Genomic DNA, 19,377 nt, shown 5'->3' with positions numbered 1-19,377 from the left:
AATTTAATATGCCTATATTTAAAACTGCAACAAACATAAAGACCACATAAGATCATGGCAGGAAGCGTCAACAAAGTTATTTTAATAGGAAACCTGGGCAGCGACCCTGAGGTGCGATACCTCGAGAGCGGGTCGGCCGTTGCGAAGTTTAATATTGCCACTACTGAAACTTATACCAACAAAAACGGCGAGCGTGTTGACAATACCGAATGGCACCGCATCGAACTTTGGGAAGGATTGGCAAAGGTGGCTGAGAAGTATCTTAAAAAAGGAAACCAGGTGTATATCGAAGGTCGTATCCGTACAGATACCTGGACCGACAAGGAGGGGCAGCAACGGACTGGCGTAACCATTCGTGCAAACAGTATGACGCTGCTTGGCGGGCCTGCGGGCTCCAATTCCGGGGGCGATTATAATCAGGGAGGAAATCAGGGTGGTTACCAGCAATCGGGCAATACGCCGCGCAGTAATAATGCGCCACGGCCGTCGGATCCGATACCACCTTCGATGGCGGCAGGTAGCGGCGATGATGACGATTTGCCATTCTGATGAGTCCAGCAGGTGTTGTGATGGATCCCGCTTAGATGTATTTATTGCAAAATTAATGCGGTTTTTGAGCGGGATTCGCTACATTTATCTAACAAAACACCTAGTTTGAACATTCTCTGACATTTCGTGAAAGAAACAGAAGACAGTGATGATCCGCTTGCCCGAAAGCGTACGGGGATGAATTTTCCCCAGAAAAGTACGCACACCACTCTGGCAGGGGTTATGACACCCATTGATTTCTTAGCTCCCTACGACTTTATTCTCGTTATTTTTCTATTAATAATATCCCTTTCTCTGTCGGGAATCCGGGCGGCATATGCGGCATCTGGTGCAATGGAAAACCCATGGGAGCGGAAAGCGGAAGGTGAAAATCAACTACCGACTCGGATTCAACAACTGGCGCTTTCGCTGGTACAGCGTGGCATGACGCTGTTTGCGTTGCTGCTGGCCGCCCGTCTCGCCTGGCTGCAAATGCAGGCTGGTAATGTAGACATGGTACGTTGGGCGGTTTTGGTGTTTCTCGTTAGCTGGATCTGGCTCGACGCGATGGTGCGTTACAACAGTGCGCGAAAGGCACAAGAGCTGATCCCCAAAATCAGCGGACTCACCCAGTTTTTGATCAAGGTAAGTAAGCCATTGACTCAGCCGGTTATGAAACTCGGCTATTCATTTGGCGTATTGACACCTGAAGGAGCCGAAATTACGACCGAAATGCTGGAAGCAAAGGCTGAGAGTGAAGAGGAAAGTGATCTTTTACGCGGCCTAGCTAACTTCCGGCAAACGAACGCCCGCAAGGCCATGCAGGCCAGGGTACAGGTGACAGCCTTCGATATCGAGCTGGATTTTCATGAGCTGATGGACCGTATTAACAAATCGGGTTACTCGCGGGTGCCGGTTTATCGTGACGATTTGGACCATGTAGAAGGCATTCTGAACGTGAAGGATCTGCTGCCGCACATTCATCTCGACGAGCATTTCAACTGGCAAAAACTGCTGAGACCCGTCTATTTTATCCCGGAAAGCAAGCGCCTTGACGACCTTATGAAGGATTTCCAGAACCGGAGAGTGCATATGGCAATTGTGGTCGACGAATATGGAGGAACGAGCGGTCTGATCACTTTGGAAGACATTATCGAGGAAATTTTCGGGGATATCAATGATGAGTACGATGAAGACGAAGAGATCAATTATACACAGGTTGACGAGCATACCTACGTCTTCGAAGGCAAAGTGTTGATCAACGATCTTTGCCGTATTTTGAATATCGAAACTGACTATTTTGATGAAGTTAGAGGGAATAGTGAGTCGCTTGCGGGCCTGCTGCTCGAACTATTTTCAAGGTTGCCGAGGACCGGAGAAATCGCCATGCATCGCGAGGTAACGTTCAAAGTTCAGTCTGCCGATAAGAAGCGTATAAAAAAGGTAAGGGTGCTGGTATCGTAAAAAAATACAATTCCATTTTATTTATTCAGAAGTTATTCTTAATTTTGCCCGGCAAATAACAATAGTTTATTTGCTATGAACACAGACCCATCCAAAGTCCTCTTCGAGGCACTCACCTACGACGACGTTCTGTTAATCCCTGGTTATTCAGAAGTCCTGCCTCGTAACACAACAACAAAAACCAAGCTTACCCGGAACATCGAGTTGAACATTCCTATTGTTTCAGCTGCTATGGACACGGTGACGGAATTTGAACTGGCCATCGCAATGGCTCAGGAAGGTGGTATCGGAATAATCCATAAAAATATGTCCCTGGAAGCGCAAGCTGAGCAGGTGAGAAAGGTAAAGCGTTCTGAAAGTGGCATGATCCTGGACCCGATCACGCTGCTCGACAATGCGACCCTCGGCGATGCACACCAGATCATGCGCGAATTCAAGATCGGAGGTATTCCCGTAATCGACAAAGACCGCAAACTGATCGGTATTCTTACCAACCGCGACCTTCGTTTCGAACGCGAAATGAGCAAGCCGGTAACGGAGATCATGACGAAGGGTAAATTAATTACTGCTTCCGAAGGCTTGTCGCTGGACGATGCGGAGAAAATTCTTCAGGAGTACAAAATCGAGAAGCTTCCGATCGTAGATTCAGAATACCGTCTGACCGGTCTGATTACCTACAAAGATATTCTGAAGCGGAAATCGCACCCGAATGCATGCAAAGACGAGTACGGTCGCCTGCGTGTAGGTGCAGCCATAGGTGTTACACCCGATTTGCTGAAACGCGTTGAGGCGTTGGTGAAAGCTGGTGTGGATGTCGTAAGTCTTGATACAGCGCACGGCCATTCCAGAGGTGTAATCGATGCATTGAGATCCATTAAAGAACAATTCCCGAAACTGGAAGTGATCGCTGGTAACGTTGCCACCGGCGAAGCTGCAAAAGCATTGGCGGAAGCTGGTGCCGATGCGGTGAAAGTGGGGGTTGGCCCGGGAAGTATCTGTACGACGCGTATCATCGCCGGTATTGGCGTTCCACAGCTTACCGCAGTAATGTGGGCAGCCGAAGGTCTGAAAGGTACAGGCGTTCCGGTAATCGCCGACGGTGGTATCCGCTTCTCAGGTGACATGACCAAGGCATTGGCTGGTGGTGCAAGTACCATCATGATCGGTTCCATGCTGGCAGGTAGTGACGAAGCGCCGGGTGAGATCGTAATTTATGAAGGACGGAAATTTAAGGCGTACCGTGGAATGGGTTCTGTTGAAGCGATGGAAGATGGTTCGAAGGACCGTTACTTCCAGGATGCCGAAGACGATGTAAAGAAACTTGTTCCGGAAGGTATCGTTGGCCGGGTGCCGTTCAAAGGCAAAGTGTCCGAAATCGTTTACCAAATGGTAGGAGGTTTGAAAGCCGGTATGGGCTATTGCGGTGCCGCTGATATTGAATCATTGCAGAATGCACAATTTGTGAAGATTACCTCGGCAGGTGTAAAAGAAAGCCACCCGCACGATATCATGATCCAGAAAGAGGCTCCGAACTATTCGAGGTCTTAATGAGGTTAGATGGTCGGTGGGGGCTTGGGGCCGCCGATTGATGGTTTATAAAACAGAAAAGCGTCGTAGGGTTTTCCTGCGACGCTTTTCTGTTTTAGTTTAAATGTATTCCATGCTTTACCGATCCGGTGTCAGCGGTCAAAAATCTACGCTGCACTTGGTTTTGCGAAGCGGCTTTTTAGATAGGAGAAAATCATCGGAAGGATTGAGATGCCAATGATACCAAAGATCACCAGTTCAAAGTTCTTTTTCACGATGTCCATATTCCCAAAGAAATAGCCGAGCAATGTAAGTGTAGGTACCCAAAGCAATGCTCCTACGACGCAGAAAACAATATATTTCGAGTAATTCATGCTTCCGGCACCAGCTACGAAAGGCGCCACGGTACGGACGATCGGAATGAAACGGGCCATGATTACGGTGCTGCCGCCATGTTTTTCATAGAATGCTTCGGTTTTTTCAAGATATTCTCGTTTCAAAAATAATATCTTTTCCCGCTTCTTGATTTGGCCACCGAAGGTTCTTCCCATGAAATAGTTGACATTATCTCCAAGTAATGCGGCGATAATGAGGATGATGATAATCAGCCAGACGTTCAGGCCGGTAGTTTCGTTTGCTGCAATGGCACCGGCGGCAAAAAGAAGAGAGTCGCCTGGTAACAATGGCATGATCACAAGGCCGGTTTCGGTAAAGACAATCAAAAACAGGATGACGTAAGTGAGTGTTCCGTATTGTTCTACGATGTTGAACAAATGTTTGTCCAGATGGAGGAAGAAATCAATGAACTGGGTTAAAAATTCCATAGCTATTCGTTAAGTTGACAATCTGTTTTATTGGTCCTGAACTATTTGGAATCGATTTTCCACTTCTGCCTGGTCTTGGTATTCAGGAAGTGGTTGAATGTATCGCCACGAAGGCCGAGGCGGATCGTTTCGAGTGGGATCAATTCGCTGGGGGCGATGTTCCCGAGGTTGACGTTGGCACCCAACAACTTCACAAACCATACCTGCTGCGACTTTTGAGGAGCTTCCCAGATCATATCTTCAAAAGAGATTTCCGTAAGGATTTCCTCCACAAGGCCTTGGCGGACTTCGCCACTCGCACGGAACAACCCCACATTTCCTGATTCGCGTGCCTCACCGATCACTTTCCAGGCACCCGCCTGCAATTCAGATTTGATGAGTTGGATCCATTTGTAAGGAGGAATGATCTTGTTTTCATCCTTGGATCCTACTTCGGAGAGAACGGTAACCTGTTTGGAAAGCTTGTAGATATACTCGCATTTAACATCCTGCGGCATTTCAATCGAACCGTCGGATACTTCTGCGTGAGACAATTGATATTTGTCGAGCAATTTCCGGTAATCCTCGAACTGGTTCCTGACAACAAACGCCTCGAACAGCGTCCCCCCGAAATACACAGGAATATTGGCATTTTTATAAACGGCCAGCTTCTCGTCCAAATTAGGGCTTACGAAAGAAGTGGCCCAACCCAGTTTTACGATATCAATATAAGGCGATGCTATGGATAGCATATCTTCCGTTTCCCTGACACTCAGCCCTTTGTCCATCACCATGGTAAGTCCTTTTGTTCTGGGTTTCAGGGAACGCTCGGGAACCTGCGATAACGTAAAATTCATATATGAGTAAGCATTTATTTCTGGCAAAAAACTCCGGCAAAGGTAGTAATAACCTTCGATACGTAACAATAAAATCCATAGCATTGACATGAAGGCATCAATTTTTCTATGATAATTACTATTTTTAGAAAAACCACCTTAACTAGAATCAAAACATTGGCAAATCCATGAGCACACACTCACTCTCAGATCATCAGACGGAAAATAAGCGCCTCTCCTTCCTTCGGCAATTCATCGGTAAGCCCATGGATCAGCATTTCTCGCCCGTTGCGAAGTGGCTGAATGGTAGCCTTATTTCGATTGGGGAAGGCGAAATGGTGGTCGAATATCTTGTGCGCGAAGACATGTGTAACCCAATGGGCACGTTGCACGGAGGCATCGCCGCTACTATTCTCGATGATATCGTCGGGACGATGGTGTACGCATTAGGCAGGGAGTTCGGTTTTACGTCGGTCAATCTTAACTGCGATTTCCTGAATCCGGCTATTGTCGGTGATGTGCTCGTGGCCAAATCGACAGTGATTCGGGCTGGGAAAAATATCATTCACGTGGAAGGGAGGCTCGTTAACACACAGGGGCGTATCATAGCTAAATGCACCAGTAACCTCATGCAAACCACCTTTAAATTGCCTCTGGTGCCGGGCCAATAACAGGTTTCACTGTATCTTTGTGACATGGAAAAACAATTCAGTGAGCTGCCCGAAGGCCGCCAGCAACAACTCATGGCCTTCGACCGATTGTTGACGATCATGGATGAGCTTCGGGAGCAATGTCCCTGGGACAGAAAGCAGACTATGGACAGCCTTCGCCACCTCACGATCGAAGAAACTTACGAACTATCCGATGCCATATTGAATAATGACCTGCCGGAGATCCAGAAAGAGCTTGGTGACGTTCTGCTTCACATTGTTTTTTATGCCAAAATTGGGTCGGAAAAGGAGGAGGGTAAGTCATTCAATTTTGATATAAAAGATGTCTTGAATGGCATTTGCAATAAGCTGGTAGCACGTCATCCGCATATTTACGGTGATTTCGTGGCCGACACCGAAGAGGCTGTGAAGCAGAATTGGGAGAAGTTGAAACTGAAAGAAGGAAATAAGTCCGTTTTGTCGGGCGTGCCAACCTCATTGCCAGCTTTAGTGAAGGCCATGCGCATTCAGGAAAAGGCAAGAGGCGTAGGTTTCGATTGGGATGAAAAACAGCAGGTATGGGCTAAAGTCGAAGAGGAATTGCATGAATTTAAGGAGAACTTCGATATCGAGTCTGCTGATGTGATTAATCAAAAAGAGGCGGAAGGAGAGTTTGGAGATCTGCTGTTTTCATTGGTAAATTACTCTAGATTTGTACATATCAATCCGGAAACGGCATTGGAAAGAACGAACAAAAAGTTCATTAATCGCTTTCAATATCTCGAAGAAGCTTCCAAGGCCGATGGCAAGTCGCTGTCGGATATGACACTGGAAGAGATGGATTTTTATTGGAACCGGGCTAAGGCGCTCGGGGTTTAATTAAGCTCACGTTTCTCGTTACTTTTTTGAAAATGGACGTCTAAACAGGCGGGTGCCATATCCTGTATGGTGCCGCGTTCATTGTTTCACATTATAACGAGATCAACTATGTATTTAGAAGAACGAGTAGCACACTTGGAAAACATTACCACTGAGCACGGAAAGCAGATTGAAATGGTAGCAGAAGGATTAGCATCGTTGACAAGCCACGTGGATCGCGGTTTCGCTGAAATGCGGGAAGGGTTTGGAAAAATCGACCGCCGTTTCGGTGTACTTGAAGTGACGGTCGATGGCCTGAAAGGTAGGATGGAAGACTTAGAGGGAAAAATGGAAGGCTTAGAGGAAAGGATGGAAGGCTTAGAGGAAAGGATGGAAGGCTTAGAGGGGAGAATGGAAAGCTTGGAGGGCAGAATGGAAAGCTTGGAGGGCAGAATGGAAAGCTTGGAGGGCAGGATGGAAAGCTTGGAGGGTAGGATGGAAAGCTTGGAGGCAAGGGTTGAACGTATTGAAATAAAGCTTGCCGAACACGACGAACGATTCAATCGTATCGATCAGCGTTTCGAGCAGATTGAACTCCGTTTGGAACGACTTGAAAACCAGCTCATCGGATTCCATGACGTCCTCATGGAGCTCGTTACCCTCGTTAAGAATAAATTGTAATTAATGTCGTCACACCATATCGTCCGGGAGAAGCAGGAGCCTGCTTTAATTATTGCTAATGGGGAAGCCTGCTCTCCGGAGTTATTGGGCCAGTTGCTGGAATGGAGTCCATTTATTGTAGTGCTGGATCAAGCTATTTACCGGGTGTTAGACCTGGGGATTAAAATAGATGCCTGGCTGGGCGATTTCGACATGCCCCATGATGTGGAGATGATTCGTGAACGTCAGTATCCGCTGGAAATCATTAATACGCCGGACCAGGAAAAAACTGATTTAAATAAGGCCATTGAATTTTTGATCGAAAGGGGCTTTCCTGGGGCGAATATTGTGTGGGCTACGGGCCGTCGTGCAGATCATGCGATTACCAACATTACGGACCTGGTGCGCTATAAGGACAAAATCAAGCTTGTGCTGCTGGACGATTATTCGAAGATTTTCCCGCTTACCGGCACATTTGAAAAGTGGTATACAGCAGGAACGCCTATTTCGCTAATTCCGGTAGGCACCGTGGATGGTATCGAAACCCGTGGTTTAAAATACAATCTAAACAACGAAACCCTGACAATGGGTTACAGGACCGGCAGTAGTAACGAGGCCGAAGCTGATGGCATGGTCAGGGTTTCTGCACAGAGGGGCGATCTGCTAATTATGGAGTGCTGGGATTTATAAGGATGCCTGGTTGGTCTCCTTGGCCTCAACATAAAAGTTACGATCGATAGTCAATGACTTATCGCCCTTTACTTTCAATGTTTTCCATTCATTGGTAGGATAGAGAAATTCCTCCTTCCCACTACTTGCCAGCTTCACTTTAACTGGCATATCGAAGCCTTCTACGGTGTTAATCCAACGATACTGCAAGCCCTTGCTTCCAAACGCATATTCCAGAACCGGAATACGCACATCCCGCAGATATTGATCAAAAACCTTCGAAAGATCCCTGCTTGCATGCTCACTAATATAATTTTCGATTTGTGACCCGTCAACAGTTTGATGATAGAAGCTTTTATTTAAGCCGCGAAGGATCTGGCGCCACTTTTCATCGTCATGGACAATCTGCCGGATAGTGTGGAGCATGTTCCCACCTTTGTAATACATATCCTTTGAGCCTTCCTGGTTGACGCCATAGATGCCTACAATGGGAATGTCGTTTGCAATGAGCTCACGGGTGCCGATAACATAGTCCTCACCTGCTTTTTTTCCAAAATAATACTCCGTGTAAAGATTTTCGGAATAGTTTGTAAAACTTTCGTGCACCCACATATCGGCCACGTCCTTGTAAGTGATATTGTTGGCAAACCATTCATGCCCACTTTCATGGATAATAATGAAGTCCCATTTCAGCCCCCAGCCAGTCTTAGAGAGATCACGACCCCGGTAGCCCATTTTGTACTCGTTGCCATAGGTTACCGAGCTTTGGTGTTCCATTCCCAGGTAAGGGACTTCTACAAGTTTATAGCCATCTTCGTAAAATGGGTAAGGCCCAAACCAGTGTTCGAATGCTTTGAGCATCTTAGGGACCTGCGTAAATTGTTCCTTGGCCTTTTCAAGATTTTGAGATAACACATAATAGCTGAGTTGCAAATCTCCCTTTTCTCCTTTGAATGTCTCTTTCCAGCTCTCATATTTGGCAACATTCATATTCACACCGTAATTATTGATCGGGTTTTTGACAACCCAGTTATAGGTATGCGAGTTGTCGCCGTTCTCGATCACCGATCGTAAATTCCCATTCGAAACATCCATCATATTCTTGGGAACGGTGACGCTGATAAGCATACTGTCGGGCTCGTCGTACATATGGTCTTTGCAGGGCCACCATACGCTGGACCCCAGCCCTTGGCAGGAGGTCGATATGATGGTATTGCCCTTTCCATCGGGTACCCATTGTATGCCTCCATCCCATGGCGGACGTTTAGCAAGTCTGGGTTTTCCGGCATAGAACACTTCGATATTTTCCGTGTTGCCAGTATCCTGCTTTTTCTTTAAAGTAATAAAAAAGGCATTGCCATCACGCCGGAACGTCAGTGACTCGCCATCCTGGATCACTTTGGTAACTTGCAACGGCTCTTGCAAGTCAACCTGTATGGTTTGAGAAGGTTTAAGAACCCTATATGTAATGACTGTGCTGCCGGTTAGTGTACTGTCTTTTTCATTTGGCCGCACACTAAGGTGATAATAGCTTAGGTCCCACCATTCTCGCTCAGGTGTAATCGATCCCCGCAGGGTGTCGGCGTGAGTGAAATCCTTTTTCTGGGCGAAAGAACCGATTGACAAAAACAGTAAACAGATAACAGCGACTTTTTTGAGCATTTGATGTCTGATTAACAATGAAGTGTATTATTTATCGAGTATTTCCATGTCGTTCAATTCCGGTCCTCCTCCGCGGTTGGCAGAACCTGCTGCAATGTAGATCTTCTTATTGAGTGACACAGCTTGCGTACCATGACGGCCCTGATGCAACGAAGGTAGCTTTTCCCATTTCTGAGTTTGTGGATTGAAAGCTTCCACCTCATTATGAGCTTCTACATGCGCGTCGCTTTCCCCGCCGATGAAAAGAATTTTGTCGTTATAAACAACCGTTGTATTGCCTGCCCGCAAAGTAGGGAGGTTGTTGGATGCGTCCAGCGTAGTCCATTGACCGGTTTTGAAATCGTACACATCCACCTCTTTAATAACCGTGTTCAGGACCTGGTTAATGCGGGCAGTGGAAAGTCGCCCACCAGCGACGTAAAGTTTGTTGTTTAAAACCGCCACTTGCACATGATCGCGGGGGCGGGGAGCGTCGGCCAGTGTTTTCCAGGCACCGGTTGCGGGGTCGAATTCATCAAACCAGGTTACCTGCCCATCCCAGTGGCCGTCCTGGATGCCGCATACCAGGTAGATCTTGTCATTCAACACAAAGGCACCTGCCGCACCGCGTTTGCGATTTTCAGGGATGGACGCCCCTTTGCGCCATTCGTTTTTGATTGGATTAAAAATATAGATGTCGGGAATGGGTATCTCGTGCGGGTAACCACCCGTAAACGCGCCTAGCACATAAATTTCATTTTTATAACTTACTGCCTGAAAATGGCTCATTTCGATGGGCGGAGGGGCGAGGTTTTTCCATGAATCTTTTTTAAAGTCATATTCATCGACCGGTTTAATGCCGCGGCCCCCGAGCAAATACAATTTCCCGTTAGCCGTAGCCATTGCGTTCTCATGCCTTTTTTCGGGAAGGTTTTCGGGCTCAGAAACCTTCCATATCTGTGCAGAAACCTGGAATGCGAATGCGTGCAGAGCGAGAAACAGGACGATTTTTTGGTAGGGTGGTTTCATGTCGATTGCGTTTTGAATGGCTGGATATGCATGATTTGTTCGCCAAAAACGGTATCAAGGTACAATTATATTCTATAAAATAGAAAGACCGGCTTGCGACCGGTCTTTCAGTGAATTTTAGCTAAAAAGCAGTTAATTTCTGCTGGATATACCTAATGAAGGGCTCTCAAATCCGAGTTTTTTTAACCCATTCTGAACATCCGGATCTTTCATGAACAGCTTCCAAAGCAATCCGGTCCGGTAGTTTTCGATCATTACAATGATCGGTCCCTGGTCGATAGCGAGGTGGGATTTAGCATACCAGTTTTGCGATTCGTTAAATGCATCCGTGAACCCATATTCCGACCATATTTTATCGCCGAGATCATCATAAAAATGGCGCAATGCCTTCATCGACTGCTCAGGTGTGTACGGGAATGACGACAATGCTGCCGTTGGCGTAATGGTGCCGAAATCGTTGGTTGGTGAATGTGCATTGTAGCCATTGTAAGTATCGCTCGCGGTCAATCCCCAACTGTTTTCACCATAACCTTTAAACTTGCCCGGATTTGCAACGCAATGCTTATAGTTGATCAGTGAATGGTTCACATTTTGTTCCCAATAATCGGCATATTGATCTTTCAGGTTCCGGGGATCGAGGCCCAGGAATGAGTAATGCGCGAAGAACAATGGTCCGCCATATTCAAATCCCAAAGGCAGCTTTACACCAAAATATTCTTTGCCGTTGCGAAAATGGTCGCTTTGCGCCCAGCATTTGTCGTAAACCTGCCGGGTAACCGGGTAGCGTGGCGCGGCGGCACTCATGATGTAAGTGATCAACGTCTCATTGTAACCACGTAACTCGAAATTCATGGCCCAGCCATTGTTGGGGCTCCAATGCCAGTAGAGCTGATTTGGATTGCCACGGGTATACCAGTCCCATTCGGCCTCGTTCCAAATCCAGGTAATGCGGTTGCGGAGCTCTCTTTCCAGTTGGGTATCTCGGTCGAAATATTGTCTTACAGCCAATAGTCCCTGGAAAAGGAATGAGGATTCTACCAAATCACCGCCATCGTCTTTCCGGCCAAATGGAATGATTTTACCAGTAGCGCCATTGAGCCAGTGTGGGAAAATACCATGGTAATGATCTGCTTTGGAGAGGAACTTGACCATTTTCAACAACCTCGCGGCTACTGAATCGCGGGGTTGCCATTTGCGCTCGGCAGCGACAACCATCGCCATTACCCCGAAGCCGGTTCCGCCGATGGTTACCACTTCATCTCCATAATCATAAGCAATATTGCTCCGCTCGCGCGCCATGCCGCTCACCGGATGCCCGAAATCCCAGAAATACCGGAAAGTCTGTTTTTGAACCAGTTCCAGTAAGGCGGTATCCGACAGGTTTTTCGGACGATCAGCAGGGTTAAAAGTAGCAGGCTTGGCGGGGGCAGTTTTTTTCTTTTGTGCCGCCACATCTACTTGCGAACAGACAAGTAGGGCCAGGCATAGTAATAGCTTAACGTATAGCTTCATGGTCGCGTAATGTTTTAATAGCGGGATAAGTTTATATCAAAGCGCGGGACTATTGAACCCGAGTTTTTTTAAACCGGTTTTAACCTCCGGACTGCTCATAAAAAGCTTCCAGGGCAGGCCAGAGCGGTAATTTTCGATCATCACTACAATCGGCCCCTGGTCGATAGCCAGGTAGGAGTCTGCAAACCAAAGTTGGTCAAGCGAGAACGCGTCGTGGAAACCATATTCTCCCCAAATCTTGTCGCCGAGTTTGTAATAAAAGAACTTCAACGCTTTCATAGACTCAGCGGGCGTGTAAGGGAATGCGGATAATGCGGCGGTAGGCGCGATGACGCCCCGGTCGTTGCTGGGAGAGTTGGCATTGTATCCGTTGGGGATGTCACTCGCAGTCAGCCCCCAGCACTGATCGCTGTATCCGTAATATTCCTGCGGATTGGCTTTGCAATAGTTGTAGTTAATGAGAGTATGGGCTTTGTTTTGAGTAAAATAGTTGGCAAAACGGTCGGTCAGACCGGTTGGGTTTAATCCTAAAAAAGAATAATGCGTGAAAAACAGCGGTCCTCCAAGCGGCTCGCCGAGTGGCAATGTGATTCCGTAATAAGCTTGTCCATTCGTAAATGTGCTGTTTCCCGCCCATCCATTGTCGTAAACGTTCTTGCTAATGCTGTGGGTAGGCGACGAGGCAGCCAGTACATACGTGATGAGGCATTCATTCCAACCAATGATCTGGTGGTTCATATCCCAGCCATAATCAGGACTCCAATGCCAGTACAGCACATTTTCGTTGTTTTTCCTAAACCAATCCCACTCCACAGCTTCCCAGATTGCCTTAATGTCCGTCCGCAAAGCAGTTTCGGCAGCATTACCCTGATTGAAATACTGACGCACGGTGAGCAATCCCTGAACGAGAAACGAGGTTTCGACGAGATCAGCGCCATTGTCTTTGGTACTGAATGGCACTGCTACCCCAGTTGCGCCGTTCAGCCAATGGGGGAACGCGCCGTGAAATGTCTGCGCTTTTTTCAGGAAACCGACGATCTTCTGCATTCTTTCCAAACCTTGCGCCCGGGTGACAAACTTCCGTTCAATAGCTATCGGAATGGTCATAATCCCAAAGCCGCTTCCGCCGGACGTAACAATATCTCCCGAGGTGTTCCGCTCGCGGGCCAGACCGCTTACCGGATGTGCAAAATCCCAGAAATATTTGAAGGTTTGCTGCTGTACCAATGTAAGCAATGCTTCGTCGCTGATTACCGGAAATTTGTCGGTCGAATCCAATGCAGTTATCAAATCAACCTTTACTTCATTTAGGAGCATTCCGCCTGCTTTTGACTTTAATGCTTTGGTAGCAACAACGGAATAGCTGGCCAGGTGGGAGAGGTTGGCTGAAGGCGTGATGATTACCGAACTGTCACCATTTTCCAAAACAGAGGAAAATGCGACCGATTCGCCTGTCGCAGATTTGAAAGTCACTCCGCTCGCTAGCGTCGCATTGCTCAATGGGGCGGAAAATGTAAACCTGATTTTGGGTTTCAGGTTTACATCCGTGTATATGTAACCGGAATAGACATCATTCACTTTGAGACTGTTGAATCCGAAAGTGGTCGGTATCCCAGGAGTGGATGGCCCGGGGGCTTCCTTTTCAGATTTACAGGAAACCCCGAGCCAGATAATTGAACAAAGAAGGACAAGTTTTTTAAAAGGCATTATTTCCCTCTCGATTCCAGTTTAACCAGTGCATCTACCTCGGCATCTTTCAAAGCAACGTTGTAAATCCGCACTTCATCGAGCAGGCCGGTCAGGTAACTGGCCCAATCCTGGGCTGTAGCACCGCTGGTAAGGCTGGGTTTGGTCTGGAATTGCACAGTACCGAACACCATTTTACCAGGATTACTCCATGCCAGATCCCCAAAGCTGGCTACCGTCGTAGTTGTCGTTTTGGAGCCATTCACATAAATAGAGAAGGTGGATGAAGCGGCATCGTATGTTAATGCAATATGCGTCCATGAATTGTAAACGTTCACAATACCTTCCTTGGTAACCCAGGTATCTTTCTTGCCATTCTGGATGTGCGCTTTGAAAATACCGTCGGTTTCCGTGCCGCCGTTTTCAAAGAAAGTTTCGACATTTCCCCAGAACCCGTCCTTTTGGGATAATCCTACCAGACCGATGATACCGCCTTGCACCTTCGTCGACGGGCTATTAACCCAATAGGTCATAGTAAAACTCTTCAATCCCAGAATAGCCGCTGTCGGATCGAACAGGACGTAACCATCCTTGGCACCTTTCATGGCCTGCCCTTTCAAACCGTTGGCGAAGGTGGTGCCTGTGTTGGTACCGGCTGTATTGGAGATGACATCGCTGTAATTCCCGTCAAATGGGAAATGCGCCACCAGATTAGCTTTCGCAATTTCATCGGAACTGGTGAAACCCCCGATTGTCACGCTCGGCGCGTAACTTTCCGGATCGAATTTCTCATAGCAGGAAGTAACCCCCAGAACCGTCAATGCACACAATGCCACGGTCAGATTATTCTTTAAAGTTTTCATCGATAGATCGTGGTTTTGGATTAATAACCTGGGTTTTGGGTCAATACGCCCGCACTGATGTCGATTTCGTTCTGTGGAACAGGCCAAACTTCGTTTTTATTTGCCTTCCAACCTTTCGGGCCAAAAATTTCAGCGGCGCGACCCTGACGGATCACGTCGAAATAGCGATCGAATTCCATTGCCAGTTCATAATGGCGCTCATTCCAAATGGCGAGGCGCAATGCTGCTTTATCGGTAGTCGTCACTTTCGGCAGAATCGTCTTGCTAGCCCCTCTCGCGCGTGCACGTACCAATTCGAGTGATGCGAGTGCTTGGGTAGTGTTACCGATTTCATTCGCTGCTTCCGCGTTCATGAGCAACACCTCGGCATACCTTATCACTCGGATATTCTGTTGTGAGCCTTCATTGAAGCCGGTCGTATAGAGCTTAAACGGCACGTACGATTTCTGGTTGTACATCGGGTTGTCGCCGGTAGCAGCAATGGCATCTCCGGAGGGCGTCGTTTCACCACGGAAAATAATCGTAGCATCCCGGCGTGGATCGCCTGTCTCGAACGACTTGGACAATGTTTCGGTAGGAGTATTGAATCCCCAGCCGCCCCCAACTACCCCTCTCACGCCCTGTACTTGTGAGTACTGCGAGTTAGAAGCATCCTTATTGGAAGGTATCAGCTCATTCTGGATTTCGAATATCGATTCAGTCGAATTCTCGTTCGCAACGCGGAACATTGCTTCATAGTTGCTAAAAAGGGAGTATTGTCCGGAGCTGATCACCTGCGTAGTGAGATCGAAAACCTGCTGCCATTTGGCCTGGTACATCGATACTTTGGCGTGTAGCGATAATGCTGCGCCTTTTGTTACACGGCCGAGATCGGTCGCACCGTAGTTTAGTGGCAATACCGCAGCGGCTTCGGTCAGATCTTTTTCAATGGCTGCGTAAACCTCTGCTTTCGGTGTACGCGGAATGTTGTATTCCGTCGCATCTTTCGGTATGTTCACCCGGAGTGGCACATCGCCAAATGCTCTTACCAACCTGAAATGGGAGTAAGCACGAACAAATTTGGCTTCCGCGAGGTATCTCGCTTTCAAGTTGTCATCCATGGCGATGGCCGGAATGTTGTTAATCACCTGGTTGGCATAGTTGATATTCTGGTATTGCCCCTGCCAAAATCCGCCGAGCTGGCCTTCGGTAGATCCTACCGAGAAATCATCATACTGATTAAAGAAAGTGGCATCCGAGGGGGTGCTACCTTTTTCGGCGTCATCCGAGCCTACGCTTTCCAATGCAATTGGCGCAAATGCCGTATTGTTCCAGCTTCTGAGATTGGCATACATTGCATTCACTGCCTTGGTGGCATCGGCTTCGCTTTCCCAGAACACCGCTCCGGCCTGTTTGCCCTGCGGGTCTACGTCCAAGAAGCTGTCGCTGCAAGAGGAAGGCAGGATCAGGAGCGCTGCAAGCCCGAGATATAGCCCTTTTTGCTTCAAATTGTTTTTGAAATCTATATTTTTCATTTCGCTTGTGATCTTAGAAAGTGACATTAATTCCGAAGTTGTAAGTCGCTGAAAGCGGGTACACGTTGGCATCGATACCGGCCTGTGTCGGTTTATTTTCGTTGGCACGTACCTCGGGCGACAGGCCTTTGTATTTAAAGAAGTTCAGCGGGTTCTGCGCATTGGCATACAAACGCAGCTTGCGGATTTTCAGCTTTTCGTTGAATGCCTGCGGGAACGTGTAGCCGATCTGCGCATTTCTCACACGGAAATAGCTGCCGCTTTGTACAAAGAATGTATTAGGGAGGTAGTTTTGGCCGCCGCCTATGTTTGCAGAAGGATAGGTATTCGAAGTGCCTTCACCGTGCCATCTGTTGTCGTAGAAGTCCTTGGTGAAGTTTTCGTTACCATAACGCCAGCCGAGGTTGGCATTATAAATATCCACTTTCGCTACGCCCTGGAAATCGAGCATGAGGTCGATGTTGCGGTAGTTCCAGCTGGTGTTGATACCATAGGTAAATTTGGGGTTAGGGTTTCCAATCACCTGGCGGTCAAGACCGGAAATAGTACCATCGGGCACGCCGTTGGTTCCGCTAATGTCGCGGTATCTGAAATCACCGGGCTTTGCACCAGGCTGGGCGGATTTTGCAATTTCATCCTGATTTTGAAAAATGCCATCCACTACATAGCCATAAAATGAACCGATCGGATCGCCAACGCGGGTGCGGGTAGCGAGTGCACCGCTGGTAAGTCCCACACCACCGTCGTAGATCGGGTTGGCACCGGACGATACTGCGAGTACTTTGTTGTTGTTCATGGCACCATTGAAACCAATGCTATAAGAGAGGTCTTCGCCGATTTCGTCGCGCCAGTTCAAGGCAAATTCAAAACCCTGGTTCTCGAAATCGGCCTGGTTACCGACGATTCTGCCCGACTCTGTGCCCACGGAAGTCAGCACAGGAATGTCGAAGATCGCTCGTTCAGTTTTCTTGATATAATAGTCCAGTTCCACGGTCAGTCTCGATTTCAGGAATGAAGCCTCTATACCCACATCGGTACCGACACCGCGTTCCCAGTAAGTGGTAGGAGGGATAATGGTGTTAATGCTTGCGCCTGTATTTAACTGTCCGCCGAAAATAGCTGCCAGTCCACCGCCCGTTGCCACTGTCAGTGTCGATAGGTTAGAAGGAACGGAAGCATTACCGATCTTACCCCAGCTACCACGGATTTTAAGGTTGTCAAAAATCGTTTGGGCCTTCATGAAGTTCTCATTGCTGATCACCCAGCCTGCACCCACGGATGGGAAGTAGCCCCAGGCATTGCCGCCTTCAAAAAATTTGGAAGAACCATCCGCACGGAGCGACGCATTCAGCAGGTATCGCTCGCCGAAAGAGTAATTCACACGACCGAAATAGGAGGCATAAGTACCCAGATCGCCTTCGTCTTTTACATTGCGGCCGTCGGCGCTACCTAATGCAAGGTAGAGATCGCCTTCACTGGTGAATGGTACGTTCAGCGCATTAGCGGTCACTTTGTAAGATTGGTCGCGCTGGGCGGATTGTCCTAGAAGCGCTGTGAAACTGTGCTGGCCGAAATCTTTGGTATAGGTCAATGTATTTTCAAAGATCCAATACCGTGTTTGCGGGCGCACGAATTCAAGAAAACTGGTCGTGTTGCGTTGCTTAAATGTGGCAATATACTGCGGAACGTAACTACGGGTTTCGTCTTGTCCATACCGTCCACCGAGGCTTGTCCTGAATGTAAGGCCTTTCAGGACTTGCAGTTCCGCGTATGCATTACCTGTAAGCAGTGTCTTTTTGGTATTCTGGTTGTAAAAATCAATGGTAGCCTGCGGGTTGAAGTTGTTACCGTCACCCAGGTTGTAATCGGTAGGATCGCCGTATGTACCGTCGGCATAGTAAACTGGAACAACCGGACCTGCTGCATACAACTGGCGGAAAATACCTCCCGCCTCATCTTGTGATTTACTAAAAGAGCCAGTGGCCGAGTAACCGACTTTTAGATTTTTCAGTACCTGGAAATCATTTTGCAAACGCGCTGTATAACGTTTGAAATTGTTCTTTTCAACAACACCATTCTGATCCAAATAACCTAAGGAAAAGTTGAAAGTCGATTTTTCGCCACCACCACTGATCGAAATCTGGTGATTGGTCACGAATGCATTGCGCAGTATCTGGTGGTACCAATCGGTGCCTTCCCCAAATTGAGCTGGATCGAGAATATCAGATTTTCCATTGATCCGGCTCAGCTCGTTAATCATCGTAGCATATTCGTTTGCATTCGCCATTTTGATCTGGTTGGTTACTTTCTGGTAACCTACGAAGCCATTGTAGTCGATAACAGCCTGTCCTGATTTTCCTTTTTTGGTAGTAATCAAAACCACCCCGTTTGCTGCACGCACGCCATAAATTGACTGACTGGATGCATCTTTGAGGATGTTCATGCTTTCGATATCGCCTGAGTTGAGGAAGCTGATGTCGTCAAACCACACACCATCGACAACATAGAGCGGGTTGGCGCTACCATAGGCCGTTCCGACACCGCGGATACGGATTTGTGGCGCTTCTCCTGGCTTACCTGAATTGTTGATCTGCACGCCCGCAACCTTTCCCTGCAAACCGCTAACGGCATTCATGGAAGGCTGCTTGGCAATATCGGCGCCTTTGATCTGAGTAATGGCACCGGTAACGTCGAGTTTTTTCTGTGAACCGTAACCCACAACCAGCACCTCGTTTAGCGCTTTCGCGTCTTCCGCTAATCCCACATTCAGGAGGATTTGAGTGCCTACGGTTATTTCCTGTGGCGTCATCCCGATCATCGAGAAGACGAGTACAGATTGAGGAGACGGAACCTTTATAGCATAGTTACCTTCGGCGTCGGTAGGGACACCAGTTGTAGTGCCTTTGATGAGCACGCTGGCGCCCGGAAGCGCCGAATTGTCGGCACTCGAAGTGACCTTTCCTGTCACATTTATTTCCTGTGCGTAAGAAAAGCTCCCTACCGCCAGGAAAACGAGCATGTACAGTAATCGTACAGTAGTTTTCATCAGTTTCTAATTGGTGATTGAATTATTATAAGAATTTATTGAATTCAAAATTAAGCGCGAAGGCGGAGAGGAATCAAGAAAAACACTACAT

The 19,377-nt window shown here is 47.7% G+C and carries 16 protein-coding genes; 7 read left to right on the top strand and 9 right to left on the bottom strand.

Annotation, left to right across the window (positions count from 1 at the left end; genetic code table 11):
• Positions 1 to 54: 54 nt before the first annotated feature.
• The 3 genes from LZD49_RS15895 to guaB all read left to right on the top strand — a co-directional run bounded on the left by LZD49_RS15895 (position 55) and on the right by guaB (position 3,540).
• A complete protein-coding gene (locus LZD49_RS15895; RefSeq protein ID WP_234668564.1) occupies positions 55 to 549 on the top strand; it encodes a single-stranded DNA-binding protein in 495 nt (164 codons plus the stop codon).
• Positions 550 to 675: 126 nt separating this feature from the next.
• Complete coding sequence (locus LZD49_RS15890) at positions 676 to 1,992, top strand: transporter associated domain-containing protein (RefSeq protein ID WP_234668563.1); 1,317 nt, start codon at positions 676 to 678, stop codon at positions 1,990 to 1,992.
• 75 nt (positions 1,993 to 2,067) lie between these two features.
• A complete protein-coding gene (gene guaB, locus LZD49_RS15885) occupies positions 2,068 to 3,540 on the top strand; it encodes an IMP dehydrogenase (RefSeq protein WP_234668562.1) in 1,473 nt (490 codons plus the stop codon).
• A gap of 146 nt (positions 3,541 to 3,686) precedes the next feature.
• On the opposite strand, the gene LZD49_RS15880 is transcribed toward guaB, so the two are convergent.
• Positions 3,687 to 4,343 (bottom strand): DedA family protein, encoded by a 657-nt coding sequence (locus LZD49_RS15880; protein ID WP_234668561.1) that lies wholly within the window; start codon positions 4,341 to 4,343, stop codon positions 3,687 to 3,689.
• Between the two features lie 41 nt (positions 4,344 to 4,384).
• A complete protein-coding gene (locus tag LZD49_RS15875) occupies positions 4,385 to 5,179 on the bottom strand; it encodes a phosphosulfolactate synthase (protein WP_234668560.1) in 795 nt (264 codons plus the stop codon).
• 167 nt (positions 5,180 to 5,346) lie between these two features.
• On the opposite strand from LZD49_RS15875, the gene LZD49_RS15870 reads away from it, so the two are divergent.
• From LZD49_RS15870 to LZD49_RS15855, 4 genes are all read left to right on the top strand, one after another.
• The gene (locus LZD49_RS15870; RefSeq protein ID WP_234668559.1) at positions 5,347 to 5,829 is read left to right on the top strand and encodes a PaaI family thioesterase; all 483 of its coding nucleotides are present in this window, start codon (positions 5,347 to 5,349) and stop codon (positions 5,827 to 5,829) included.
• Between the two features lie 24 nt (positions 5,830 to 5,853).
• The gene (mazG, locus tag LZD49_RS15865; RefSeq protein WP_234668558.1) at positions 5,854 to 6,687 is read left to right on the top strand and encodes a nucleoside triphosphate pyrophosphohydrolase; all 834 of its coding nucleotides are present in this window, start codon (positions 5,854 to 5,856) and stop codon (positions 6,685 to 6,687) included.
• 108 nt (positions 6,688 to 6,795) lie between these two features.
• Positions 6,796 to 7,347, top strand: coding sequence for a hypothetical protein (locus LZD49_RS15860; RefSeq protein WP_234668557.1), 552 nt, complete (start codon positions 6,796 to 6,798; stop codon positions 7,345 to 7,347).
• A gap of 3 nt (positions 7,348 to 7,350) precedes the next feature.
• Positions 7,351 to 8,016 (top strand): thiamine diphosphokinase, encoded by a 666-nt coding sequence (locus LZD49_RS15855; protein ID WP_234668556.1) that lies wholly within the window; start codon positions 7,351 to 7,353, stop codon positions 8,014 to 8,016.
• Here LZD49_RS15855 and LZD49_RS15850 read toward each other — a convergent pair.
• The 7 genes from LZD49_RS15850 to LZD49_RS15820 all read right to left on the bottom strand — a co-directional run bounded on the left by LZD49_RS15850 (position 8,011) and on the right by LZD49_RS15820 (position 19,286).
• Positions 8,011 to 9,657 carry a M1 family metallopeptidase gene (locus tag LZD49_RS15850; protein WP_234668555.1) on the bottom strand — a complete coding sequence of 549 codons (1,647 nt, stop codon included), beginning with the start codon at positions 9,655 to 9,657 and terminating at the stop codon, positions 8,011 to 8,013. The genes LZD49_RS15855 and LZD49_RS15850 overlap by 6 nt on opposite strands.
• Positions 9,658 to 9,684: 27 nt before the next feature.
• Positions 9,685 to 10,665: a kelch repeat-containing protein gene (locus LZD49_RS15845; protein ID WP_234668554.1), complete on the bottom strand. Its 981-nt coding sequence runs from the start codon at positions 10,663 to 10,665 to the stop codon at positions 9,685 to 9,687.
• A gap of 132 nt (positions 10,666 to 10,797) precedes the next feature.
• Positions 10,798 to 12,177, bottom strand: coding sequence for a glucoamylase family protein (locus LZD49_RS15840; RefSeq protein WP_234668553.1), 1,380 nt, complete (start codon positions 12,175 to 12,177; stop codon positions 10,798 to 10,800).
• Between the two features lie 36 nt (positions 12,178 to 12,213).
• Complete coding sequence (locus LZD49_RS15835; RefSeq protein WP_234668552.1) at positions 12,214 to 13,884, bottom strand: glucoamylase family protein; 1,671 nt, start codon at positions 13,882 to 13,884, stop codon at positions 12,214 to 12,216.
• The gene (locus LZD49_RS15830; RefSeq protein WP_234668551.1) at positions 13,884 to 14,726 is read right to left on the bottom strand and encodes a LamG domain-containing protein; all 843 of its coding nucleotides are present in this window, start codon (positions 14,724 to 14,726) and stop codon (positions 13,884 to 13,886) included. Before LZD49_RS15830 ends, LZD49_RS15835 begins: the two co-directional genes overlap by 1 nt.
• Before the next feature lie 20 nt (positions 14,727 to 14,746).
• Positions 14,747 to 16,240: a RagB/SusD family nutrient uptake outer membrane protein gene (locus tag LZD49_RS15825; RefSeq protein WP_234668550.1), complete on the bottom strand. Its 1,494-nt coding sequence runs from the start codon at positions 16,238 to 16,240 to the stop codon at positions 14,747 to 14,749.
• A 13-nt stretch (positions 16,241 to 16,253) separates the two neighbouring features.
• A complete protein-coding gene (locus LZD49_RS15820) occupies positions 16,254 to 19,286 on the bottom strand; it encodes a TonB-dependent receptor (protein WP_234668549.1) in 3,033 nt (1,010 codons plus the stop codon).
• Between the last annotated feature and the right edge of the window lie 91 nt (positions 19,287 to 19,377).

This window comes from Dyadobacter sp. CY261 (assembly GCF_021440085.1).
In the GTDB taxonomy this organism is placed as follows: Bacteria; Bacteroidota; Bacteroidia; order Cytophagales; family Spirosomataceae; genus Dyadobacter.
This window is presented reverse-complemented; position numbering and strand designations above follow the sequence as displayed.